23 protein-coding genes, 1 tRNA gene and 2 pseudogenes are annotated in these 23272 nt (G+C 59.1%); 19 read left to right on the top strand and 7 right to left on the bottom strand.

The window, feature by feature from the left end; all coding sequences use genetic code 11:
- Positions 1-40 precede the first annotated feature (40 nt).
- Complete coding sequence (locus tag MOP87_RS11930) at positions 41-1129, bottom strand: asparaginase (RefSeq protein ID WP_028686428.1); 1089 nt, start codon at positions 1127-1129, stop codon at positions 41-43.
- A 375-nt stretch (positions 1130-1504) separates the two neighbouring features.
- Between MOP87_RS11930 and MOP87_RS11925 the strand changes: the two genes are divergently transcribed.
- The 7 genes from MOP87_RS11925 to MOP87_RS11895 are packed head-to-tail and all read left to right on the top strand — an operon-like array spanning position 1505 to position 8420.
- On the top strand, positions 1505-2464 hold the full coding sequence (locus tag MOP87_RS11925; protein ID WP_027916088.1) for a sugar ABC transporter substrate-binding protein: 960 nt from the start codon (positions 1505-1507) through the stop codon (positions 2462-2464).
- Between the two features lie 20 nt (positions 2465-2484).
- On the top strand, positions 2485-4038 hold the full coding sequence (locus MOP87_RS11920; RefSeq protein ID WP_145279760.1) for a sugar ABC transporter ATP-binding protein: 1554 nt from the start codon (positions 2485-2487) through the stop codon (positions 4036-4038).
- Entirely contained in the window at positions 4035-5030 is a 996-nt protein-coding gene (locus MOP87_RS11915; RefSeq protein WP_145279758.1) for an ABC transporter permease, read from the top strand. The genes MOP87_RS11920 and MOP87_RS11915 overlap by 4 nt, the downstream gene beginning before the upstream one ends.
- 3 nt (positions 5031-5033) lie before the next feature.
- Positions 5034-6056 carry a LacI family DNA-binding transcriptional regulator gene (locus tag MOP87_RS11910; RefSeq protein WP_059183860.1) on the top strand — a complete coding sequence of 341 codons (1023 nt, stop codon included), beginning with the start codon at positions 5034-5036 and terminating at the stop codon, positions 6054-6056.
- Between the two features lie 9 nt (positions 6057-6065).
- Complete coding sequence (rbsK, locus tag MOP87_RS11905) at positions 6066-6974, top strand: ribokinase (RefSeq protein WP_027916084.1); 909 nt, start codon at positions 6066-6068, stop codon at positions 6972-6974.
- Positions 6971-7369 carry a D-ribose pyranase gene (rbsD, locus tag MOP87_RS11900; protein ID WP_027916083.1) on the top strand — a complete coding sequence of 133 codons (399 nt, stop codon included), beginning with the start codon at positions 6971-6973 and terminating at the stop codon, positions 7367-7369. The genes rbsK and rbsD overlap by 4 nt, the downstream gene beginning before the upstream one ends.
- 49 nt (positions 7370-7418) lie before the next feature.
- Entirely contained in the window at positions 7419-8420 is a 1002-nt protein-coding gene (locus tag MOP87_RS11895; protein ID WP_242809548.1) for a nucleoside hydrolase, read from the top strand.
- Here the strand turns inward: MOP87_RS11895 and MOP87_RS11890 are convergent.
- A complete protein-coding gene (locus tag MOP87_RS11890) occupies positions 8392-8604 on the bottom strand; it encodes a hypothetical protein (protein WP_027916081.1) in 213 nt (70 codons plus the stop codon). The genes MOP87_RS11895 and MOP87_RS11890 overlap by 29 nt on opposite strands.
- A 258-nt stretch (positions 8605-8862) precedes the next feature.
- On the opposite strand from MOP87_RS11890, the gene MOP87_RS11885 reads away from it, so the two are divergent.
- Complete coding sequence (locus MOP87_RS11885; protein ID WP_197873759.1) at positions 8863-9183, top strand: I78 family peptidase inhibitor; 321 nt, start codon at positions 8863-8865, stop codon at positions 9181-9183.
- Positions 9184-9288: 105 nt separating this feature from the next.
- Here the strand turns inward: MOP87_RS11885 and MOP87_RS11880 are convergent, their stop codons facing one another.
- Together MOP87_RS11880 and MOP87_RS11875 are read right to left on the bottom strand one after the other, a co-directional pair.
- Positions 9289-9501 carry a cold-shock protein gene (locus MOP87_RS11880; protein ID WP_028633362.1) on the bottom strand — a complete coding sequence of 71 codons (213 nt, stop codon included), beginning with the start codon at positions 9499-9501 and terminating at the stop codon, positions 9289-9291.
- Between the two features lie 162 nt (positions 9502-9663).
- A complete protein-coding gene (locus tag MOP87_RS11875) occupies positions 9664-9969 on the bottom strand; it encodes a hypothetical protein (RefSeq protein ID WP_110606661.1) in 306 nt (101 codons plus the stop codon).
- 336 nt (positions 9970-10305) lie between these two features.
- Between MOP87_RS11875 and thrS the strand changes: the two genes are divergently transcribed.
- The 9 genes from thrS to MOP87_RS11830 all read left to right on the top strand — a co-directional run bounded on the left by thrS (position 10306) and on the right by MOP87_RS11830 (position 17793).
- Positions 10306-12228: a threonine--tRNA ligase gene (gene thrS, locus MOP87_RS11870; RefSeq protein ID WP_027916077.1), complete on the top strand. Its 1923-nt coding sequence runs from the start codon at positions 10306-10308 to the stop codon at positions 12226-12228.
- Positions 12228-12779 carry a translation initiation factor IF-3 gene (infC, locus tag MOP87_RS11865; protein ID WP_173645890.1) on the top strand — a complete coding sequence of 184 codons (552 nt, stop codon included), beginning with the start codon at positions 12228-12230 and terminating at the stop codon, positions 12777-12779. The genes thrS and infC overlap by 1 nt, the downstream gene beginning before the upstream one ends.
- Positions 12780-12841: 62 nt before the next feature.
- Entirely contained in the window at positions 12842-13036 is a 195-nt protein-coding gene (gene rpmI / locus MOP87_RS11860) for a 50S ribosomal protein L35 (RefSeq protein WP_003250667.1), read from the top strand.
- Between the two features lie 27 nt (positions 13037-13063).
- A complete protein-coding gene (gene rplT / locus MOP87_RS11855; RefSeq protein ID WP_003250671.1) occupies positions 13064-13420 on the top strand; it encodes a 50S ribosomal protein L20 in 357 nt (118 codons plus the stop codon).
- Between the two features lie 109 nt (positions 13421-13529).
- Positions 13530-14546: a phenylalanine--tRNA ligase subunit alpha gene (gene pheS, locus MOP87_RS11850; RefSeq protein WP_027916075.1), complete on the top strand. Its 1017-nt coding sequence runs from the start codon at positions 13530-13532 to the stop codon at positions 14544-14546.
- Positions 14547-14579: 33 nt separating this feature from the next.
- Positions 14580-16961, top strand: coding sequence for a phenylalanine--tRNA ligase subunit beta (pheT, locus tag MOP87_RS11845; RefSeq protein ID WP_110606663.1), 2382 nt, complete (start codon positions 14580-14582; stop codon positions 16959-16961).
- Positions 16962-16965: 4 nt separating this feature from the next.
- On the top strand, positions 16966-17268 hold the full coding sequence (gene ihfA, locus MOP87_RS11840; RefSeq protein WP_003250679.1) for an integration host factor subunit alpha: 303 nt from the start codon (positions 16966-16968) through the stop codon (positions 17266-17268).
- The gene (locus MOP87_RS11835; protein WP_003250681.1) at positions 17249-17605 is read left to right on the top strand and encodes a MerR family transcriptional regulator; all 357 of its coding nucleotides are present in this window, start codon (positions 17249-17251) and stop codon (positions 17603-17605) included. Before ihfA ends, MOP87_RS11835 begins: the two co-directional genes overlap by 20 nt.
- A 111-nt stretch (positions 17606-17716) precedes the next feature.
- A tRNA-Pro gene (locus tag MOP87_RS11830) sits at positions 17717-17793 on the top strand.
- A 69-nt stretch (positions 17794-17862) separates the two neighbouring features.
- On the opposite strand, the pseudogene MOP87_RS11825 reads toward MOP87_RS11830, so the two are convergent.
- Positions 17863-18165 (bottom strand): annotated as a pseudogene (locus tag MOP87_RS11825) (site-specific integrase); the annotation flags it as partial.
- 918 nt (positions 18166-19083) lie between these two features.
- Here MOP87_RS11825 and MOP87_RS11820 point away from each other — a divergent pair.
- Positions 19084-19529 (top strand): annotated as a pseudogene (locus MOP87_RS11820) (structural protein P5).
- A gap of 117 nt (positions 19530-19646) precedes the next feature.
- Here MOP87_RS11820 and MOP87_RS11815 read toward each other — a convergent pair.
- On the bottom strand, positions 19647-20210 hold the full coding sequence (locus tag MOP87_RS11815) for a TetR/AcrR family transcriptional regulator (RefSeq protein ID WP_110606664.1): 564 nt from the start codon (positions 20208-20210) through the stop codon (positions 19647-19649).
- Between the two features lie 186 nt (positions 20211-20396).
- On the opposite strand from MOP87_RS11815, the gene MOP87_RS11810 reads away from it, so the two are divergent.
- Entirely contained in the window at positions 20397-21053 is a 657-nt protein-coding gene (locus MOP87_RS11810) for a glutathione S-transferase (RefSeq protein WP_242809546.1), read from the top strand.
- A 657-nt stretch (positions 21054-21710) separates the two neighbouring features.
- Here MOP87_RS11810 and MOP87_RS11800 read toward each other — a convergent pair.
- Positions 21711-23087 (bottom strand): MFS transporter, encoded by a 1377-nt coding sequence (locus MOP87_RS11800; protein WP_242809545.1) that lies wholly within the window; start codon positions 23085-23087, stop codon positions 21711-21713.
- Between the last annotated feature and the right edge of the window lie 185 nt (positions 23088-23272).

The following is a 23272-nucleotide window of genomic DNA, read 5'->3' as shown; positions in this document are numbered from 1 at the left end:
ATAACGCTGGAGCCGGTGATCGGCTCCAGCGTTATTGGGATCAATATTCCCAGAAAATCCGCTGCAGCTCTTTGCTGTCCTGGGTCTTGGTCATGGCGACCATGGCCAGGATGCGCGCTTTCTGCGGGTTCAGGTCATGTGCCACTACCCAATCGTTCTTGTCGTCAGGCTGCTCGGCGTTGCGTAGCACGAAGCCACCCTGGTTGACGTGGGAAGAGCGAATGATCTGCACGCCATTCTTGCGCAACTCCTGCAGTGCGGGCACTACGCGCGAAGATACCGAACCGTTGCCGGTGCCTGCGTGGATCAGCGCCTTGGCGCCGTTCTGTGCCAACGCCTTGTAGGCCGTATCGGTCACGTTCCCGTAGCCGTAAGCAATGTCCACCTGAGGCAGGCTGCTGATCTGCTTGATGTCGAATTCCGAGTCCAGGGTGTGGCGCTTGGCTGGCAGGCGGAACCAGTAGGACTTGCCTTCCACGACCATGCCCATCGGGCCCCAGGCGCTCTTGAAGGCTTCGGTCTTGATGTTCACGGACTTGCTGACGTCACGGCCCGACTGGATTTCATCATTGAGCGTCACCAGCACGCCCTTGCCGCGCGACTGCTTATCGCTGGCGACGGCGACGGCGTTGTACAGGTTGAGCATGCCGTCTGCCGACATGGCGGTGCCGGGGCGCATGGAGCCGACGACCACGATAGGCTTGTCGGTTTTTTCGACCAGGTTCAGGAAGTAGGCGGTTTCTTCCAGCGTATCGGTACCGTGGGTGATGACGATGCCATCCACGTCCTTGCTGTCGGCCAGCTCAGCCACCCGCTTGCCCAGCTTGAGCAGATCGTCGTTGGAGATGCTCTCGGAGGCAATCTGCATGACCTGCTCGCCACGCACGTTGGCCAGGTCTGCCAGTTCGGGTACGCCGGCGATCAATTTGTCGACGCCCAACTTGGCGGCCTGGTAAGTGGCGCTATTGGCGGCGCTGGCACCGGCACCGGCTATCGTGCCGCCGGTTGCCAGGATGACCACGTTGGCGAGCTTCTGCTGGGTTTTGGCTTCTTCGGCCGAAACCGTGGTTGGCAGGATCAGCAGCAGGGCGAGTGCGCTGGGGGCAAAGGATTTAAGTGCGGCATTCATCGTTTTTGTGCTCTCTTCCTAATGAGATGGTTTTAGTACGTCGCGCAGTCGGTAAGGCATGTTCCGTACCAGGTCCCCGGTGGCCTCTGTAACAGCTCGTGACACCGCGCTCGGACAGGTTCAACCCCGCAGCGGGCGCTGTTGAGGATGATGTTTTGGCCGGGGCTTCGAATGACTTGCGTAATCAGGGCCGGAAGTATTTCATTCGAAAACCCGATTAATTGTAGGGAAACGTGTTCGGTTATCCGAAAATTTACGGATAATCTTGCGCTGGCTTCAGCTAAACGTATTTGACAAACGCCTACCGCGTTCGCATAGTTACCCAGCGCAAACGTTTGCTTTCCGATAAAAAAACAAGATTCGGAGTCATCGCCCATGAAACTGCCTTTCCCAGGCCGCTTGTTGGCCGCCGCTGTTCTTTCTTCTTTGACCATGGCCCTGCCACTGTCTGCTGCTCATGCCGAAGACAAACCCAAGGTGGCGCTGGTCATGAAGTCATTGGCCAATGAGTTTTTCCGCACCATGGAAGACGGCGCCAAGGCCTACCAGAAAACCCATGCAGACGAATTCGACCTGGTTGCCAACGGCATCAAGAATGAGACCGACACGGGCGAGCAGATCCGCATCGTCGAGCAGATGGTCAACGCCGGTGCCAAGGCGCTGGTGATCGCGCCGGCCGACTCCAAGGCATTGGTCTCAGCTGTGAAAAAGGCGATGGACCAGGGGGTGGTGGTGATCAACATCGACAACCGCCTTGACCCTGAACTGCTCAAGAGCAAAGGCATCAGCGTACCGTTCGTAGGCCCTGACAACCGCAAAGGCGCACGCCTGGTGGGCGAGTACCTGGCCAAGGAAAAACTCAAGGCGGGCGATCAGGTGGGCATCATCGAAGGCGTGCCGACCACGACCAATGCCCAGCAGCGTACCGCAGGCTTCAAGGATGCGATGGACGCTGCGCAAATCAAGATCGTCTCTACACAGAGCGGCAACTGGGAAATCGACAAGGGTAATGCCGTCGCTGCATCCATGCTCAACGAATACCCTGAGCTCAAGGCATTGCTGGCGGGCAACGATAGCATGGCCTTGGGTGCAGTCTCGGCGGTACGAGCCGCTGGCAAGGCTGGCCAGGTGCAGGTTGTCGGTTACGACAACATCAATGCCATCAAGCCCATGATTGCCGATGGCCGCGTACTGGCAACGCTTGACCAGGCAGCTAGCCAGCAGGCTGTGTTCGGTATCCAGGCCGCGCTGAAAATGGTCAAGGGCGAGAAGCCCGATGTGGATGCCGATAACGTCATCCAGACCCCGGTCGAACTGATCACGAAGAAGCCTTGATGCTGCCAGGAGACACGGCGATGTCCGCATCGGTCCATGACGTGGTCCTGACTGCCCGCGGCCTCGGCAAGACGTACGCCCAGCCAGTGCTGGGCGAGGTGAGCCTGGAGCTGCGTGCTGGTGAGGTACTGGCCTTGACCGGCGAGAACGGCGCCGGCAAGAGCACCTTGTCCAAGTTGTTCAGCGGCCTGGAAACCCCCACTGCCGGGCACATGCTGTACCGTGGGCAGGCATATGCGCCGGTCAGTCGCAGCGAGGCCGAGCGCCTCGGCGTGCGCATGGTGATGCAGGAACTGAACCTGTTACCCACCCTGACCGTCGCAGAAAACCTGTTTCTGGACAACCTACCCAGCCGCTTCGGTTGGATCAGCCAGAAGCGCTTACGCCAGATGGCTGTCGATGCCATGGCCCAGGTCGGGCTCGAGGCGATTGACCCCGATACACCGGTCGGAGAATTGGGCATCGGTCACCAGCAAATGGTCGAGATTGCCCGCAACCTGATCGGAGACTGCCACGTGCTGATCTTCGATGAGCCCACCGCCATGTTGACCGCCCGCGAGGTCGAGTTGCTGTTCACCCAGATCGAGCGCTTGCGCGCCCGGGGGGTGGCCATCGTCTATATCTCCCACCGGCTCGAAGAACTGCAGCGCGTCGCGCAACGCATCGTCGTGCTGCGCGACGGCAGGCTGGTATGCGACGAGCCGATCCAGCGCTACAGCAGCGCCGAGTTGGTCAACCTGATGGTTGGGCGTGAGCTGGGAGAACACATCGACCTGGGCCGTCGCTCCATCGGTGGTCCATTGCTCAGGGTGGACAAGCTCAGCCGTGGTGAGAAGGTGCGTGAGGTGTCCTTCGAAGTCCGTGCAGGGGAAATCTTCGGTATCTCCGGGCTGATCGGCGCGGGTCGTACCGAGCTTCTGCGGTTGATCTACGGCGCCGACCGCGCTGACAGCGGTAGCATCGCCCTTGGCCAGCCGCCGCTGCCTGTCACCATCGATTCGCCGAAGTCCGCCGTCAGCGCGGGTATTGCCCTGATCACTGAAGATCGCAAAGGCGAAGGCCTGTTGTTGAGCCAGTCGATCAGCGCCAACATCGCCTTGGGCAACCTGGGTGCGGTGTCGCGGGCCGGTGTCCTGGACCGCGGAGCCGAACGCGAACTGGCCGAGCGGCAAATACAGGCCATGCGCATTCGCAGTGCCGGCGCCGATCAGGTCGTTGGCGAGCTGTCGGGTGGTAATCAGCAGAAGGTGGTGATCGGCCGCTGGCTTGAGCGCGATTGCCAGGTCTTGCTGTTCGACGAGCCCACGCGCGGCATCGACGTCGGTGCCAAGTTCGATATCTACGGGTTGCTCGCCGAACTCGCGCGGCAGGGCAAGGCTTTGGTCGTGGTCTCCAGCGACCTGCGCGAGTTGATGCTGATCTGCGACCGCATCGCGGTCCTGTCTGCCGGTCGCTTGATCGACACCTTCGAACGTGACCACTGGACCCAGGACCAGTTGCTGGCGGCAGCCTTCGCCGGCTATCAGAAACGTGACGCACTGCTGCACCCTGCAGCCCCCAGGATGGACGCATGAAAACCACACCGCTCGAAAACCAAAGCGCTGCCCCGGCACGCCGCAGCGGCACCTACCTGGGCCTTGGTACTTACCTGGGCCTGGCCAGCGCTTTGCTGGCGATGATCGTGCTGTTCTCGATGCTGAGCAGCCATTTCTGGTCATACAGTACCTTCAGTACCCTGGCCAACCAAATACCTGACCTGATGGTATTGGCCGTGGGTATGACATTCGTGCTGATCATCGGCGGCATCGATTTGTCGGTCGGTTCGGTGCTGGCCCTGGCCGCATCGACTGTCAGCGTGGCGATCCTTGGCTGGGGCTGGAGCATCGTGCCGGCTGCACTGCTGGGCATGGCTGTAGCCGCATTGGCTGGCAGCGTTACCGGCGTCGTCACCGTGGCCTGGCGTATCCCTTCGTTCATCGTCTCGCTGGGGGTGCTGGAAATGGCTCGCGGCCTGGCCTACCAGTTCACCGATTCGCGCACGGCCTACATTGGTGATGCCTATGCCTGGTTTTCCAACCCGATAGCCTTCGGGATATCGCCCGCGTTCATCATCGCCTTGCTGGTGATCGTGATCGCTCACCTGGTACTCACCCGTACCGTATTCGGGCGCTACCTGATCGGGATCGGCACCAACGAAGAGGCTGTGCGCCTGGCCGGTATCGACCCGCGCCCCTACAAGGTGCTGGTCTTCGCCCTGATGGGGCTGCTGGCTGGCCTGGCTGCGTTGTTTCAGGTGTCGCGCCTGGAAGCAGCCGACCCCAACGCGGGCTCCGGCCTGGAGTTGCAGGTGATTGCCGCTGTCGTGATCGGCGGTACCAGTCTGATGGGTGGGCGTGGCTCAGTCATCAGCACCTTTTTTGGCGTGCTCATCATTTCGGTGCTGGCGGCAGGCCTTGCGCAGATCGGGGCCAGTGAGCCGACCAAGCGCATCATTACCGGGGCTGTGATCGTTATTGCCGTGGTGCTCGACACTTATCGCAGCCGGCGCGCAGCCCGGCGGAACTGAACCATGGCAACCATCAAAGACGTCGCGGCGCTGGCGGGGATTTCTTACACCACAGTGTCCCATGTGTTGAATAAAACGCGACCGGTGAGCGAGCCTGTCCGGCTCAAAGTCGAGGCCGCCATTCGGGAACTAGACTACGTGCCCAGCGCCGTCGCGCGGTCGTTGAAGGCGCGCAGCACGGCCACCATCGGCTTGCTCGTGCCCAACAGCGTCAACCCTTACTTCGCCGAGCTGGCCCGAGGTATTGAAGACGCCTGCGAGCGCAATGGCTACTGCGTGATCCTGTGCAATTCCGACGACGATCCCCAAAAACAGCGCAACTACCTGCGCGTGCTGCTCGAAAAGCGCATCGATGGGCTGGTGGTAGGGTCGGTAGGGCAGGATGACGACTTGTTGCAAAGCCTTGCAGGGGTTCGCACACCCATGGTCATCGTGGACCGGGAGCTCGAAGGCGTCGACGCCGACCTGGTGCGCATCGACCACGAGTTGGGCGCCTACCTGGCTACGCGCCATCTATTGGAGCTTGGCCATCGGGATATTGCCTACATCGGTGGGCCAGCAGAAACCGGGGTGACGCAGATGCGCCTGGGCGGCTTTCGTCGGGCCTTGGCCGAGGCGGGCGTTACCGTGGCCGCTGAGCGTGTGCGCCACTGCGACTTCACGAGCCCCGGCGGCCACGCTGCAGCTGCCGAGCTGTTGGCAGGGGCGCGGCCGACGGCCATCTTCGCGGGTAACGACATGATCGGCTTCGGCGTATTGCGCGCAGCGGCCGAGCGCCACATTGACGTGCCGGGTGCGCTGTCGGTCATCGGCTTCGATGACATCGAGCTGAGCCGCTACGTCTACCCACCTTTGACCACAGTGGGGCAGTCGATCCGCGAGCTTGGCGAGAGCGCTGCGGCACTGCTGCTGGCGCGTATCGCTCAGCCCTGCAACAGCGCATCGCAGCAGCGCATCGTCACCCCGCGCATCGTTCTGCGCGAGTCCACCGGGCCGCGCCCGGACCTGTTCAACGATTACCGCTAAGGAAACAACATGAGTGCCAAGGTCGTGGTAGTCGGCAGCCTCAACATGGACCTGGTGGCGCGCGCCCAACGCCTGCCACGGCCTGGCGAGACACTGGCCGGCGATACCTTCTTCACCGCCGCCGGAGGCAAGGGGGCCAACCAGGCCGTGGCGGTCGCGCGGCTGGGCGCCAGCGCGGCAATGATTGGCTGCGTAGGCGACGACGCCTACGGCCCGCAATTGCGCAATGCCCTGGAAGTAGAAGGCATTGACTGCCAAGGCGTGGTCACCTGCACCGGCGTGTCCACAGGGGTGGCGATGATCACCGTGGATGCGGCCAGCCAGAACTGCATCGTGATCGTGCCTGGGGGCAACGGGCTGCTGGTGCCAGACGCCGTAGCGCGCTTCGACGGCCTGCTGCAGGCGGCGCAGGTGATCATCTGCCAACTTGAAGTGCCATTGGCTACCGTGGCCTGGACGTTGGCCAGGGGTCGTCAGCTCGGCAAGCGGGTGATACTCAATCCGGCGCCGGCAACAGGGCCGCTGCCCGCCGAATGGTTCAGCCATGTCGATTACCTGACGCCCAACGAAAGCGAGGCCGAGGCGCTGACCGGTGTTGCTGTGCACGATCAGGCCAGCGCTTTATTGGCGGGCGCGCGCCTGCTGGCGCTGGGAGCTGGCAAGGTGATCATCACCCTCGGCGCACAAGGTGCCTTGTTGGTCACGCCCGCTGGCCACCAGCATTATCCAGCACCCGTGGTGCAAGCCTTGGACACCACTGCCGCAGGGGACACCTTCATCGGAGGCTTTGCGGCGGGGCTGGTGCAGGGCCTGGAGGAGGGCGAGGCAATCCGCTTCGGGCAACGGGCTGCTGCCCTGTCGGTGACCCGCGCCGGCGCGCAACCTTCCATTCCCAGGCTCGCGGAGCTACTGCCATGAAGAAGACGCCCTTGCTGAACATTGCACTGTCCCGGACCATTGCCAGCATGGGCCATGGCGACATCCTGATCATCGGCGATGCCGGGTTACCCGTACCGCCCGGCGTCGAGCTGATCGACTTGGCCGTCACCCCGGGGCTGCCTGATTTCGCCAGTGTGCTGCGTTGTGTGCTGAGCGAACTGCAGGTCGAGCGTCACCTGTTGGCCGAAGAAATACAAACCGTGGCGCCGCCGGCTTTTGCAGAAATCGAGCGCCTGAAGGGCACGCTGGGCGAGCGTGAATACATGCCCCATGAAGCATTCAAGCTACTGTCGCGTAAGGCGCGGGCCATGGTACGCACGGGTGAGTGCCAGCCCTACAGCAATATCGCCCTGGTGTCTGGCGTAACGTTCTGACACTGACGGTTTCCTACTCGTTATCCACTGGCAACAGGAGTGCCTCGTCATGCTAAAACCCCTGCTTCAAGGACTCGCTCTCATGGCCGCAGCGTCTGCCGTACAAGCGGCACCCATCGACTTGATCATCGACACCGATCCGGGGGCTGACGATCTGGTTGCACTCTTTCTGGCCATGGCTTCGCCTGATGAGCTTAAGATTCGTGCCATCACGACAGTTGCCGGCAACGTGCGTCTGGAGAAGACCGCCCGTAACGCCCGTCTTGCCCGCGAATGGACAGGCCGTGAGGATATTCCGGTGTACGCCGGTGCGGGTCGCCCTTTGGTGCGCGCCCCCATTTACGCGGCCGAAGTGCACGGTGAAGAAGGTGTCGCCGGGGTAGAGGTACATGAACCCAAGCAGCCTTTGGCGAGCGGCAACGCTGTTCAGTACCTGATCGACACGCTAGGTACCGCCCCGCCACACAGCGTGACGCTGGCCATGCTTGGGCCACAGACCAACCTGGCGCTGGCCTTGATCCAGCGCCCGGAAATCGCCAAGGGCATCAAGGAAGTGGTGGTGATGGGCGGGGCTCATTTCAACGGTGGCAATATCACACCTGCGGCCGAGTTCAACCTGTATGCCGACCCACACGCGGCTGCCGTGTTATTGGCAAGTGGCGTACCGTTGACCTACCTGCCCCTGGACGTTACCCACAAGCTGCTGACCAGCGACGCACGGCTCAAGCAACTGGCCGGCGTCAACACACAGGCCAGCAAGCGTGTGGTGGACATCCTCAATGCCTACATCACCCATGACATGGCGTTATACGGAATGCCCGGTGGCCCGGTGCATGACGCCAGCGTCATCGCCTATCTGCTCAAACCCCACCAGTTCAGCGGCCGGCGGATCCACATGACGATCGACACCCGCGAGGGGCCGACCTTCGGCCAGACAGTGGCAGACTGGTACGGGGTGCTCAAGCAACCGGCCAATGTCATGTGGGTAGAGGAGGGGGATGCCCAGGGGCTGTTCGACCTGCTTAGCGAGCGGCTGGCGCGTTTGAAGTAGCAAGGCGTGGCGCATACCGTTCGACCACCTGGTCGATGAAGCCGCGCGCTGCCTCTGCGCCGCGGTCGCGTACCAGGAGGTCGATGGCGATCAGCAGCAACTCCTCCGGGGTGCTGGGGCTATAGGCGCTTTGCCCCTCCGCCCATTTGACCTTGATGTCGGCATCGATGCTGTGGGTGCTCATGAAAAGCTCTCGCTTGCGGCGCGGGATGAAAGAACGAACGTCCAAACCTGGCATTCGTAGCAGGCACTATGCCTTCACTTCTTAAAGTAAATCATGACTTTGCAGGCCAAACCAAGCGGCGTGTGGGCCGGGCGGTAAAATTCGGTCACGATTGTGTCCCCCGTCAGCCGCCCTGATGGTGCAGACTTGGCCAGTTTTGCAACGAATTTAAGGTGAGGCTGTCGGATCAGGCAGTTCCCAAATGATCTAGGAGGCTTCATGTTACATACCCGTGCTTATCTGGCGACCCTGGCGGTGGCTGCTGTCCTGGCGGGCTGCAGCACTGGTGGAGACTCCAGTGGCGGCCAAGTGCCTGAGGCACCTGCGGGCAATGATGGACGCTGCCAGGCCAGCGGCGCTGATTTTGCAGTGGGCAAGATGGGGAGCGCAGAGCTGCTGGAGCAGGCCCGCAAGGCGAGCGGTTCGCAAATGGCGCGCATCCTCAAGCCCCACGATGTGGTGACCCTGGAATACCGCTCAGAGCGGCTCAACTTGAACGTCGACGAGCAAGGGCGCGTGACACGCGTCAACTGCGGCTAAAGATCTACCTCGCGTATCGAGGGCGCCTGTGCCCTGTACGTGAGCCGTCAAAGCCAAGTCAAAAAAAACCCGCCACGAGGGCGGGTTTTTTTACGGCTATCCGAATTACTCCGGACGAACCTGCGCAGCCTGCATGCCCTTCTGGCCGCGCTCGGCGACGAAGGAAACAGTTTGGCCTTCTTTCAGGCTCTTGAAGCCGTCAGATTCGATGGCTTTGAAGTGAACGAACAGGTCGTCGCCGCCGCCTGCTGGGGTGATGAAGCCGAAGCCTTTTTCATCATTGAACCATTTGACGGTGCCGGTTTGGCGATTGGACATGGGTGAATCTCCAGAACATTTAGTATTTTCGGTGGTGCAATGCGGCCAAGGCTACGGAGCACGGGTACATCATAGTCTAATTCTGCGGCTGTCGCGTCTTTTACCTTCGCCCCAGTGTGATCCAGCGCAATTTCTTGCCGGATCACCGGCAGCTACACAGCGTCAGCTTTTAGGTGCGCAGGCCTGTTTCACGACGCTTTGCGCCTTCTGCATCAGTTTGGCGTCCACGCCATCCTTGCTGTCGAGGTCGGCAATTTCAGCGTCGGAGAAATTCTCCTTGATCGCTTTTGCACCACAGTCGCAGTGCTTTTTCGCTGCGGCAGCGTCAACGCCCTGGCCAGTGGCAACTTGCGTGCACTGGGCCATATAGGCATTTTCCTTGCCGGCAGGGAAGTTGCCAGCGTTCGCGGCCATTGGCATCAGCAGGGCGCCAGCGGCCGCCAGGGCCAGAAGAGACGGAACTCGCATAACCGATTACTCCTTGGGTCAGTTCTCATCAAGAGCAGGTTGCTTCCACACGTCTGATAGGGAAGCTGTCGCGGAAGTTCACCGCCGGCGGCAATTTCCAAATATTCCTGCGCACGGCTCTGACTGCGTGCTAGCATGCCCGGCTTGCAGCTGACAACGTCCCCGCTGCTGTTCTATTTTCTTTCCAGTCACTCTGGTTCGTCCCCGCAAGCCCAAAGGCTTCTGCCACTGTGAGGCAGGCTTCCCGTCAAACGGAAGGCAGGTTCGGATCTTGTACTGGCTCATCCCAACCCACGTGACCTTTGGTAGGGGTCACCACTAGGAGAGGAGGCGCCAATGCCCACCATTACTCTTCCCGATGGCAGCCAGCGTTCGTTCGATCACCCCGTGTCCGTTGCCGAGGTCGCCGCATCCATCGGCGCCGGTCTGGCCAAGGCTACCGTTGCCGGCAAGGTAGACGGCAAGCTGGTCGACGCGTGCGACCTGATCCAGAACGACGCTACGCTGCAGATCATCACCCCCAAAGATGAAGAGGGACTGGAGATCATTCGTCACTCGTGCGCCCACTTGGTTGGCCACGCGGTGAAGCAGCTGTATCCGACCGCCAAGATGGTGATCGGCCCTGTGATCGACGAAGGCTTCTATTACGATATCGCTTACGAGCGGCCCTTCACGCCGGATGACCTGGCGGCCATCGAGAAGCGCATGCAGCAGTTGATCGACACGGACTACGACGTCATCAAGAAGATGACTCCGCGCGCTGAAGTCATCGACGTGTTCACCGCCCGTGGCGAAGACTACAAGCTGCGCCTGGTCGAGGACATGCCGAACGAGCAGGCCATGGGCCTGTACTATCACGAAGAATACGTGGACATGTGCCGCGGCCCGCACGTGCCCAACACCCGTTTCCTCAAGGCATTCAAGCTGACCAAGCTGTCCGGCGCCTACTGGCGTGGCGATGCCAAGAACGAACAGTTGCAGCGCGTATACGGCACTGCCTGGGCGGACAAGAAGCAGCTGGCGGCCTACATCCAGCGCATCGAAGAAGCCGAGAAGCGCGACCATCGCAAGATCGGCAAGCAGCTCGACCTGTTCCATTTGCAGGAAGAAGCACCGGGCATGGTGTTCTGGCACGCTAACGGCTGGACTGTCTACCAAGTGCTCGAGCAGTACATGCGTAATGTCCAGCGCGAGAACGGTTATCAGGAAATCAAGACCCCGCAAGTGGTCGACCGCATCCTGTGGGAGCGTTCGGGCCACTGGTCCAACTACGCCGAGAACATGTTCACCACGTCGTCGGAGAGCCGTGACTACGCAGTCAAGCCAATGAACTGCCCGTGCCACGTGCAGGTCTTCAACCAAGGGCTCAAGAGCTACCGCGACCTGCCGCTGCGCCTGGCCGAGTTTGGTGCGTGCCACCGCAACGAGCCATCTGGCGCCCTGCACGGCATCATGCGTGTGCGCGGCTTCGTACAGGACGATGCCCACATCTTCTGCACCGAAGAGCAGGTAAAGAAAGAAGCTGCCGACTTCATCAAGCTGACCCTGGATGTGTACAAGGACTTCGGCTTCAGCGACATCGCCATGAAGTTGTCCACCCGTCCGGCCAAGCGTGTTGGCTCCGAAGAGCTGTGGGACCGTGCCGAGGGCGCGTTGGCCGATGCCCTGAACGAATCTGGCCTGGAGTGGGAATACCAGCCGGGCGAGGGCGCCTTCTACGGGCCGAAGATCGAGTTCACCCTGCGTGACTGCCTCGGCCGTAACTGGCAGTGCGGCACCCTGCAGTACGACCCGAACCTGCCGGAGCGTCTGGACGCCAGCTACATCGCCGAAGACAACAGCCGCGTGCGCCCGGTCATGCTGCACCGCGCCATTCTGGGTTCGTTCGAGCGCTTCATCGGCATGCTGATCGAGCACTACGCCGGCGTGTTCCCTGCCTGGCTGGCGCCGACGCAGGCGGTGATCATGAATATCACCGACAAACAGGCCGATTTTGCCCTTGAAGTTGAGAAAACTCTGAACGGTAGCGGTTTCCGTGCCAAGTCGGACTTGAGAAATGAGAAGATCGGCTTTAAAATCCGTGAGCATACTTTGCTCAAGGTCCCGTACCTTTTGGTTATAGGGGACCGCGAAGTCGAAACGCAGACCGTAGCAGTGCGTACTCGCGAAGGCGCTGACCTGGGCTCCATGCCCGTCGCCCAGTTCGCTGAGCTCCTGACGCAAGCGGTTTCCCGGCGTGGTCGCCAAACAACGGAGTAATGACTATTAAGCGTGAAATGAGAAATGATAAACGTGCTGTACCGAAGGCCCCGATCAACGAGAATATCTCGGCCCGCGAGGTTCGGTTAATTGGCGCAGACGGCGAGCAGGTTGGCATCGTCTCGATTGATGAAGCGCTTCGTATCGCTGAAGAAGCGAAGCTGGATCTGGTGGAAATCTCTGCAGACGCGCTTCCGCCCGTCTGCAAGGTGATGGACTACGGCAAGCACCTCTTCGAGAAGAAGAAGCAGGCCAACGAAGCCAAGAAAAACCAGAAACAGATCCAGATTAAAGAAATCAAGTTTCGTCCAGGGACGGAAGAAGGGGATTACCAGGTAAAACTACGCAACCTGGTACGTTTCCTTACCGAAGGGGACAAGGCCAAGATCTCTCTGAGATTCCGTGGTCGTGAGATGGCCCACCAGGAGCTGGGCATGGAGCTGTTGAAGCGGGTTGAAGCTGACCTGATCGAATACGGTTCCGTCGAGCAGCATCCTAAGATGGAAGGACGCCAGCTTATGATGGTCATCGCCCCCAAAAAGAAGAAGTAATCTCCCGGGCACGGCAGGCCTGATGATTATTGTGTAATTTTTATCGAATGCGGAGTTCCAACATGCCAAAAATGAAAACCAAGAGCGGTGCTGCGAAGCGCTTCCTGAAGACCGCTTCGGGCTTCAAGCACAAGCACGCTTTCAAGAGCCACATCCTGACCAAAATGTCGACCAAGCGTAAGCGTCAACTGCGCGGTGCCAGCTTGCTGCACCCGTCCGACGTGGCAAAAGTCGAGCGCATGCTGCGCGTACGTTAATTCTGGTTAAGATAGAGGAAGTTACTCATGGCTCGTGTTAAGCGTGGCGTCATCGCCCGTAAGCGTCACAAGAAAATTCTGAAACTGGCTAAAGGTTACTACGGTGCACGTTCGCGCGTATTCCGTGTTGCCAAGCAAGCGGTCATCAAGGCAGGCCAATACGCCTACCGCGACCGTCGCCAGAAGAAGCGTCAGTTCCGCGCACTGTGGATCGCTCGTATCAACGCCGGTGCCCGCACCAACGGTCTGTCCTACAGCCGTTTGATTGCTGGCCTGAAAAAGGCTTCGATCGAAATCGACCGTAAGGTTCTGGCCGATCTGGCAGTGAACGAAAAAGCGGCGTTTGCTGCGATTGTCGAGAAAGCTAAAGCCGTTCTGGCTTAAGTACCCGCGACAATCACCCGGCGACGCTTGCGTCGCCGGGCATTGAACGTCATCGATAGGGGAAGAGCCTTCAAAGCTCTTCCCCTATTTTCGTATCTGGAGTCTGTACATGGAAAACCTGGATGCGCTGGTCTCCCAAGCCCTGGAGGCCGTGGAGCGCGCTGAAGACATCAATGCCCTGGAACAGATCCGGGTCAACTATCTCGGCAAGAAGGGCGAGCTGACCCAGGTGATGAAGACCCTGGGCAACCTGCCAGCCGAGGAGCGGCCCAAAGTGGGCGCGCTGATCAACGACGCCAAAGAGCGCGTCACCGTTGTGCTGAACGCACGCAAGGCAGCCTTCGAAGAAGCCGAGCTCAGCGCTCGCCTGGCTGCCGAATGCATTGATGTGACCCTGCCAGGCCGTGGCCAGGCCACCGGTGGCTTGCACCCCATCACCCGTACACTCGAACGCATCGAACAGTTCTTCACGCACATTGGCTACGGCATTGCCGAAGGTCCTGAAGTCGAAGACGACTATCACAACTTCGAAGCGCTCAACATCCCGGGCCACCATCCGGCCCGGGCGATGCACGATACCTTCTATTTCAACGCCAACATGCTGCTGCGTACCCACACATCGCCGGTGCAGGTACGGACCATGGAGTCCACCCAGCCACCCATTCGCATTGTATGCCCTGGCCGCGTTTACCGCTGCGACTCGGATATCACTCACTCGCCGATGTTCCACCAGGTCGAAGGCTTGCTGATTGACCGCGGCATCAATTTCGCCGACCTCAAGGGCACCATCGAAGAATTTCTGCGTGTGTTCTTCGAAAAAGAACTGGCGGTGCGTTTCCGTCCATCGTTCTTCCCCTTCACCGAGCCGTCTGCTGAGGTGGATATCCAGTGCGTCATGTGCTCGGGCAATGGCTGCCGGGTATGCAAGCAGACCGGCTGGTTGGAAGTGATGGGCTGCGGCATGGTGCACCCGAACGTGCTGCGCATGTCGGGCATCGATCCTGAAGAATTCCAGGGCTTTGCCTTCGGCATGGGCGCCGAGCGCCTGGCCATGCTGCGCTATGGCGTCAATGATCTGCGTTTGTTCTTCGACAACGACCTGCGGTTCTTAGCCCAATTCCGCTAAGCCAATCGACGCAACCTTCAGGAGAAGAACAGCATGAAATTCAGTGAACAGTGGCTGCGCGGTTGGGTAAACCCGCAAGTCTCCCGTGACGAACTGGTGGCCCGCCTGTCCATGGCCGGCCTGGAAGTCGACAGCGTAACCCCTGCTGCTGGCCAGTTCAGCGGCATCGTGGTGGGTGAAATCCTTGCCACCGAACAACACCCGGACGCCGACAAGCTGCGTGTGTGCCAGGTCAGCAATGGTCAGGAAACGTTCCAGGTCGTGTGCGGCGCGCCTAACGCACGGCCAGGGATCAAGATCCCGTTTGCCATGATCGGCGCCGAACTGCCTGGCGACTTCAAGATCAAGAAGGCCAAGCTGCGCGGTGTGGAGTCCTTCGGCATGCTCTGCTCGGCGGCGGAATTGCAGATCAGTGAAGAAAACGACGGTCTGCTCGAACTGGCCAGCGATGCGCCGGTAGGCGAGGACATTCGCCAGTACCTGAGTCTGGATGATGCCAGTATCGAAATCGGACTTACCCCCAACCGGGGTGATTGCCTGTCGATCGCTGGCCTGGCCCGCGACGTCAGCGCGCTGTACGACGTACCGGTTACCCGCCCGCTGGTACCCGCCGTGGCTGCCGCGCACGACGAAGTACGCCCGGTCGAGGTCCAAGCGCCGGCTGCCTGCCCACGTTACCTGGGTCGGGTGATCCGCAACGTTGACCTGAGCAAGCCGACGCCGCTTTGGATGGTCGAGCGTCTGCGCCGCAGCGACGTGCGCAGCATCGACGCTGCCGTAGATATCACCAACTACGTGATGCTCGAACTCGGCCAGCCGATGCACGCTTTTGACCTGGCAGAGATCAACGGCGGCATTCGCGTGCGCATGGCCGAAGAGGGCGAAAAACTCGTCCTGCTAGACGGCCAGGAAGTTGCACTGCGTGCCGACACCCTGGTCATCGCCGACCACACCCGCGCCCTGGCCATCGCCGGCGTCATGGGCGGCGAGCACAGCGGCGTCGATACTGCCAAAACCCGCGATCTGTTCCTGGAAAGCGCGTTCTTCGAGCCGATTTCCGTTGCAGGCAAAGCCCGCTCCTACGGCCTGCACACGGATGCCTCGCACCGTTACGAGCGCGGCGTCGATTCCCAGTTGGCCCGTGAAGCCATGGAGCGTGCGACCGCGTTGCTACTGGAAGTGGTAGGCGGTGAAGCCGGCCCCATCGTCGAAGCCGTCAGCGAACAACACCTGCCCAGCATCGCCCCGGTTACCTTGCGTGCCGAGCGCATCGCCCAGATGCTTGGCATGGAAATGGACCCGGCCCAGGTCGAGCAGTTGCTCAACAACCTTGGTCTGGCTACCCAGGCGGACGGGGCAGGGCAGTGGACGGTCAACGTTCCGAGCCACCGCTTCGATATCAGCCTTGAAGTCGACCTGATCGAAGAGCTCGCGCGACTGTACGGTTACAACAACTTGCCCGTGCGTTACCCGCAGGCACGCCTGGCGCCGCAAGCCCGTCCGGAAACCCGTGGCGAGCTGCCGAACCTGCGTCGTCTGCTGGTTGCTCGTGGTTATCAGGAAGCCATTACCTACAGCTTCATCGATCCGAAACTGTTCGAGCTGTTCAGCCCAGGCGTAGAGCCACTGTTGCTGGCCAACCCCATCTCCAGCGACATGGCGGCCATGCGTGCCTCCTTGTGGCCGGGCCTGGTCAAGGCAGTGCAGCACAACCTCAATCGCCAGCAGGACCGGGTGCGCTTGTTCGAAAGTGGCCTGCGTTTCGTTGGCCAACTGGGCAACTTGGCGCAGGAGCCGATGATTGCCGGCGTCGTTACGGGCAGCCGCTTGCCTGAAGGCTGGGCCAATGGCCGTGACACCATCGACTTCTTCGACGTGAAGGCCGATGTGGAAGCCTTGTTGGGTCATTCCGGCGCGCTGGACGATTTCACCTTCGTCGCTGGCAAGCATCCAGCCTTGCACCCTGGTCAGACGGCTGAAATCCAGCGTGAAGGCAAGGTTGTTGGCTATTTGGGCGCGCTTCATCCCGAGCTTGCAAAAGCCCTGGACCTGGACCGTCAAGTCTTCGTTTTCGAGTTGGTGCTGGCCGATGTGGTCGAAGGCCGGTTGCCGAAATTCAGCGAGCTGTCCAAGTTCCCGGAAACTCGTCGTGACCTGGCGTTGATCGCAGGACGTGATGTAGCGTCTCAAGACGTACTTGACGTAATTCGTGACAATGCAGGCGAATGGCTCACAGACCTCAGGCTGTTTGATGTCTACCAGGGTAAAGGCATTGATCCTGATAGAAAAAGCCTGGCAGTCGGCTTGACCTGGCAGCATCCATCGCGCACTCTTAACGACGATGAGGTGAACACTACCTTGCACACTATCCTCACCTCGCTCGAACAAAGGTTGAACACCACGTTAAGGAAATAACGGCATGGGTGCTCTGACGAAAGCTGAGATGGCCGAGAGGCTGTACGAGGAGCTGGGGCTTAACAAGCGTGAGGCCAAGGAGCTGGTCGAGCTGTTTTTCGAAGAAATTCGGCACGCACTTGAAGAGAACGAGCAGGTCAAGTTGTCCGGTTTCGGCAACTTCGACCTTCGCGATAAACGCCAACGGCCGGGCCGCAACCCCAAGACTGGGGAAGAAATCCCGATCACCGCACGGCGCGTCGTCACCTTTCGTCCAGGGCAGAAGTTGAAGGCCCGGGTTGAGGCCTATGCTGGAACCAAGCCATAACGACGAACTGCCCCCCATACCGGGCAAACGGTACTTCACCATTGGTGAAGTGAGCGAACTTTGCGCTGTAAAACCGCACGTGCTGCGGTATTGGGAGCAGGAGTTCGATCAGCTCAATCCTGTGAAGCGGCGGGGCAATCGGCGTTATTATCAGCGCCAAGACGTGCTGATGATCCGCCAAATCCGCGCATTGCTTTACGACCAGGGCTTCACCATCGGCGGGGCGCGCTTGCGGCTTTCCAGTGATGAGGCCAAGGATGAGTCGAGCCAGTACAAACAGCTGATTCGTCAGATGATTGTGGAGCTGGAAGATGTGCTGGTGGTGTTGAAGAAGTGACCGTTGTTTAAGATGAGTGGAAATTTTTGAAAAAAAGCTTCCATTAATCAAAAGGTTAGGGTATCTTCTTCATCGTTCTCAGCGGTAACGAGAACATGCTTCAAACCGAGTCGGGGCGTAGCGCAGCCCGGTAGCGCACTTGCATGGGGTGCAAGGGGTCGAGTGTTCGAATCACTCCGTCCCGACCATTATATTCAATGACTTAGCCACCTTAGGGTGGCTTTTTCATTTCTGCATCTGGGGAGATTTTCGGGACATCATCCGATTTTCCTCTTCAAGATCGTCAACACAGGGCCTCTAGAGTTCGTTGTTGATACCATGTTCGCAGCCTCAATCAGCTTGCCCAGCTCTGCGCCGGAGTAATAACTGGTGATGCTGCCGTTCTTGTGCCCGAGCAGTGATTTCCGATCTTCCTCAGTAACGCCTGCTGCCAGCAGTCGTCGACCGAAGGTATGCTTGAAATCGTGAATCCTGATCAAGGCATATCCAGGGTGAGCGGGGCGAAGGTTGTCCTCCTGCCAGGGTTTCGCCGCTCTTACCCGTGCCCTCTTCCAGGGGCTCCGTCTCGGGCCAATACTTGTAGCCAGCGTGTTGCTCGCAGACGGGACGCCTTTCAAGACGTCGAACGCGCCTACCTTTACGTTGACCACCTCGTGGGCCAGATACTCAGGGGGTCATTGCTCTCATAGATCCGGCCTACACTGGCACGCAGATGCAGTTGGCTATTATGCTTCACCATACGGCACGCTCGGCGTGGGCTATTTGTGCCTGTCGATTTACTTTCAAAGCGCTTCATGCGCGAGTAGCGGTGCCTCTCATTTCCTACCGATTTGAAACTTCAGCTTATCGGTTGGCCACCAGTTGAAAGACGGCGGTGGCTCATAACAGCCTGGCTGGTTAGCAGGCGAAGCATCACACCGAACGGCGTATCCCTTAGAGCCTACCTCCGTAGTGTCATCGCTGGAGCTGTAGTGAGAGCAGCCCGCCAGCGCAGTGAATATGAGTGATGCAGCAACACGCTTCATAAAGAAATTCCTTCCATAGATTGCACTATCGTATCGCTTAGCAGTAGCGGGGATAGCCCCGCTCGTCGACGCCTGCATTGCTCGGTATTGCTAGGCTCACTGTATCCGAGGTCGTCGTGCTTTGGTGACACAGATCTCTAAGACCACCCGTGATTCAAGAAAGCGAGTCGAGCAGCTTGTTGAGGATGCCTTCCTGGTATTGCCGGTTGTAGCAGCCCGGTTGATTCGCAGGAGTGTCATCGCACGCAATCTCATGCTTGTTAGTGGGGCTCCCGTAGGTGCTGTTGGAGAAGTGGGAGCAGCCAGTAAGCAGCCAGCTGAATGGCGCTAGTGCGAAAAATCCATTTTCCATATCCAGTGGCGCGTATCGGATGATGCAGATTGGACGTTCGTGCAACCAATAAGGCACATCCAAGCCCGCCCAGTGTGGGCTTTTTTGTCCGGAGAAAACCTATGACTACACCCCGCGGTGTCCGCAACACCATCCAGGGAACATCGATTACAGCTCGCGCAACGCCTGGCAAGAGCAACTGGGCCTGGAGGTAGGCGTGACCAAGCCGCGCTTCGCCCGCTTCGACCATCCAGAGAACGGCGTCCGTGTCCTGGGCAAGCTGCTGCTCAATTATCGGGGCAAGGATGGGATGCCCGGCGTTGGCCGGCCTGGTATCGACACTCCGCTGGAGTTCATCAACCGGTGGGCGCCAGCGAGCGAGAACGACACCAATGCCTATGCGAAAGCCATCGCCAAGCGCCTGGGCGTCGGCGTGCGCAACTCGATTGTCATCTTCAGGCCGCAGATCCTGCGCGAACGGGTGGTCGGCATCATCGTGCACGAAAACGGCATCAACCCGTATCCGTCCACGCTGATCGATGAGGGCATCAGGCGGATCCTGACGTGAACCCCTGGGTTGGCTTAGCGGCTGCCGTGGTATTGATCAACGATCCAGACGCACGCGCTGCCGCGCTTCGGGGGCTGGCCCACGGCCGCTACAGTAACAAACTGTGCTGTTGAGCAATCAGGTTGGGATGAGTCCTGCTTCTTGATAAGTTGACACCAGATCATCGAATAGATTGAGATCCTCGGAAGTCCGCGCAATCAGCTGCGCACCAGCGACGGCCGTGTAGATGGCGCGTGCACGACGCTCACAGGCTGCGCCAGCGCCCCAGCCAGCATCTGCCAATACGGCTGCAAGCCATCTCACGTTAACGTCCGCATACTTTTTGATCTCTTTGGATACTTGCTCGGGTAAATCTTCGTATTCTGCGGCCATGAAGCTGGATAGGCAGAGCCGATTATGGTCCTTCAAGGATTTACGAAAGATAGAGGGGTACAGCAGCAAACACTGAAGCGGATCAGTATTCGAAGCCCGTATTTCTGCAAGCATCGTTAGTGTGTCCTGCCAATAGCGTTCTGCGACGGCAGCGCCTAGATCAGCCTTGCTCGCGAAATGATAGTAGATACTTGCGTTCTTGATGCCCACCTCTTCAGCAATACTGCGAAAATTGATGCCGCTGTATCCATGCAGCTGCGCTGCGGATCTTGCCGCAGCCAAGATGGCTTCACGGGCGTTTTCATTCACGTTGGTGCCTTTCGGATCAGATTCTGTGTGCTGCACATCATACCCATCAAGAAGCTACCTGCCAATTGACAGGTAGGGGTTGACACGCCTATAAAGCTAGCTCAATCTTCACCTACCAACTGATAGGTAGTTAAGAAAGCCATGACCACTCCACAGCAGCACGTTGACACCCCGAGTACTCCTTCTATGAAAATCTATGACTGGTTCGATGGGCCGTACCCAGCCCGGATACGTATCGCCCTGGCTGAAAAAGGCCTCCTTCAGGATATCGAGTTCGTCTCGGTGAACCTGTGGACAGGCGAACACAAGCAACCTGATTTTCTTGCAATCAACTACTCTGGCACGCTCCCTGTGCTGGAGCTGCAAGACGGAACTCTGATTGCGGAATGCACCGCGATTACGCAATACCTGGATAGCTTGGACGGTAATCCGACGCTCACAGGCGAAACGCCTCTGGAGAAGGGGCTGATCCACATGATGACCAAGCGCGCTGAAATCGAATTTCTTGATGCCGTAAGCGTTTACTTTCACCACGCCACTCCTGGCTTGGGCCCGGAGGTTGAGCTGTATCAGAACGCTGAGTGGGGTGCCAAGATGGGCGAGAAAGCGATCAGAGGTATGCGTTATTTCAACGATCTGCTCGAAGGTCAGCCATTCGTTGCCGGCAACACGTTTTCAATGGCGGACATCGCCGTGCTGGGCGGTATGATCTTCGCATCGCTGGTGAAGCTGCAGGTACCCGAAGAATGCGTCGCGTTGCGAGCATGGCATGACGGTATGCAGAAACGCCCTAGCTATCAAGCCTGGCGTGCCCTGGTTGAGCAGGGTGCTCCAAAGCGTTAGTGATTGATCAAGCGCATCCTCTTTCCCCATCCCTGATAAATGCGGACTCGAGGGTCATGGAGGGCGATACGTTCGAGGTGTGAGGTGTGGTCCTGTTCAGCGTCCGGGATCACGACCGTGTAGCAGGGTTAGGGATTGGATTCGGCAGAGCGTCGGAGGAGGGTGGCCACGCTGTCTAATACTCCCTTGAAGCATTGCGCTTTCAATAGGCTAAACCCGCTGAAAATGGGGCAAGGGCATTAGACAGTCATGCCTTGGGAGCCGCAGATTTGTGCGGCTTTAGGAGCGCATATTCCGTTAATGCTGCAGTACAGTTAGGCTTCAGGGAGCGACACTGAGTTAGGAAATTCATACACGAACTTCACCAGCATCTCGGTGAATTTTACCAGCTCGTTAGCGTCTTGCTTGCTCACAAGTGCAATTTCGTGGGTGGCTTCGTTTCCCTTGTTCCGAATGTGATCAACCCAGATCTTGCCTGGTCACGCTGCCATTCTTGTGTCCAAACACGACTCGCGATCCTCCTTCGTTACCCCTGCAGCCTTAAGGCCCTGACCGAAAGTGTGCTTTAAGTTGTGAATCCTGATCGAGGTCTAGACCACAGCGCTGGACTCATCGGCAGCAGTCAGCGCTATGCACAAGATGCACCCCAAACCGTTTTCACTGAGTGGCAGCGGTGTTGAGCCTGTCTTGGCAGAGGGCGCCGTATGCATTTTCATCGATCGGCTTGGCGTCTGGGCTGCCGAGATCTTCCATCGCCAAGCGGTATGTCTCAGGCGCGACATAGGCGGCTAAGGCACAGATGCAGGTGATGAAAAACGCCGACCCCCCCACAATAAGCCAGATGTTGTCCGAGCCCGGTGGTGCAATGGCAGCAAAGATGGCTGGCAGCATGGCGGTGCACATGGTGCTGACGTTCTGTGCGATGGCCATGGCCGAGACGCGGTAGCGCGTGTTGAACAGCTCCGGGAAGAAGCTTGGGAAAACTGCATTGTAGCCTTGGTAGACCATACCCCACATGAGGATCGAAGCGGCAAAGGCCAGCGGCACGCTCTGGATACTGATCGCATACAGATAACCGAAAGCCAGCAGCCCCGAGCCCAGACAGCCAATGATCATGATCGGACGCCGGCCGATCTTGTCAGACAGGCTACCAACGAACGGGATCATGAGCACTGCGACGATGTTGCCCACTACTGGGATCCACAGGTAGACGCTTTGGTCAAAACCAATGCCGTAGGCCGGCTGAACTGCATAGGCTGCGCCGAACACCGTCGCAACCACCGGAATGACGTTCATCAGCGCCATGAACACGACCAGCACCATGTGCTTCCAGCTGTACTTGAAGGCTTCTTTGACGGGCGAGCGGGCGATCTTGTCTACCTGTTCGCCCTCGACGAAGGCCGGGGTCTCATGGACCTCCTTGCGGATGATGAAACCGGCTACCAGCACGAATGCGCTGAGCAGGAAAGGAATGCGCCAGCCCCAATCGCTGAACGCTTCGCTTGGCATGAAGTAGGCCAGTGGCAGGAACACCGCAGCAGCCATTATCTGACCGGCCTGAACCCCCTGCAAGGTGAAGCTGGCGTAGTAACCTCGCCGTCCGAAGGGCGCATGTTCCATGATCATGGCGCTAGCACCGGAGATTTCACCAGCGACTGCAAAGCCCTGAACCAGGCGCAGCAGCGCAAGAACAATTGGGGCAATGATGCCAATGTCGTGGTAAGTGGGCAGCAGGCCTACGGCCATGGTCGAAATACCCATCAGAAACATGCACAGCAGCAAAACGTTTTTGCGACCGCGGGTATCGCCCCAGTGACCGAGGACAACCGCACCCACGGGACGGGCCAGGTAACCGACGCCATAAGTTGCCAGCGACGCGATGATGGCCATCGTGGGGTCCATCGACGGGAAGAACAACTGCGGGAAGATCAAAGCTGCGGCTTGGGCGTAGATAAAAAAGTCATAGTACTCGAGGGCCGAGCCTATCCACCCACTGGCGGTCGCTTTCTTAGCTTGGGAGCTGGAGTGAGCCATTGTTGTCTCCGTTGTTCTTGTTATTGAACTTGTTAGGTCGTGACGTTGGGCTTGTAGGTCAGGATCTGCTGAGCGTTCGCAGGGCAGTGAAATGCTCGAATGATCTGTAACTGGATCCATGTTCAACCAGGCGTGAGCGGCGAATCAATTCGACAAACCCGCTTTCGTTCGGTAATCGAACGAAA

It is taken from the genome of Pseudomonas sp. I3-I5 (assembly GCF_022699445.1).
Classification (GTDB): Bacteria; Pseudomonadota; Gammaproteobacteria; order Pseudomonadales; family Pseudomonadaceae; genus Aquipseudomonas; species Aquipseudomonas fulva.
This window is presented reverse-complemented; position numbering and strand designations above follow the sequence as displayed.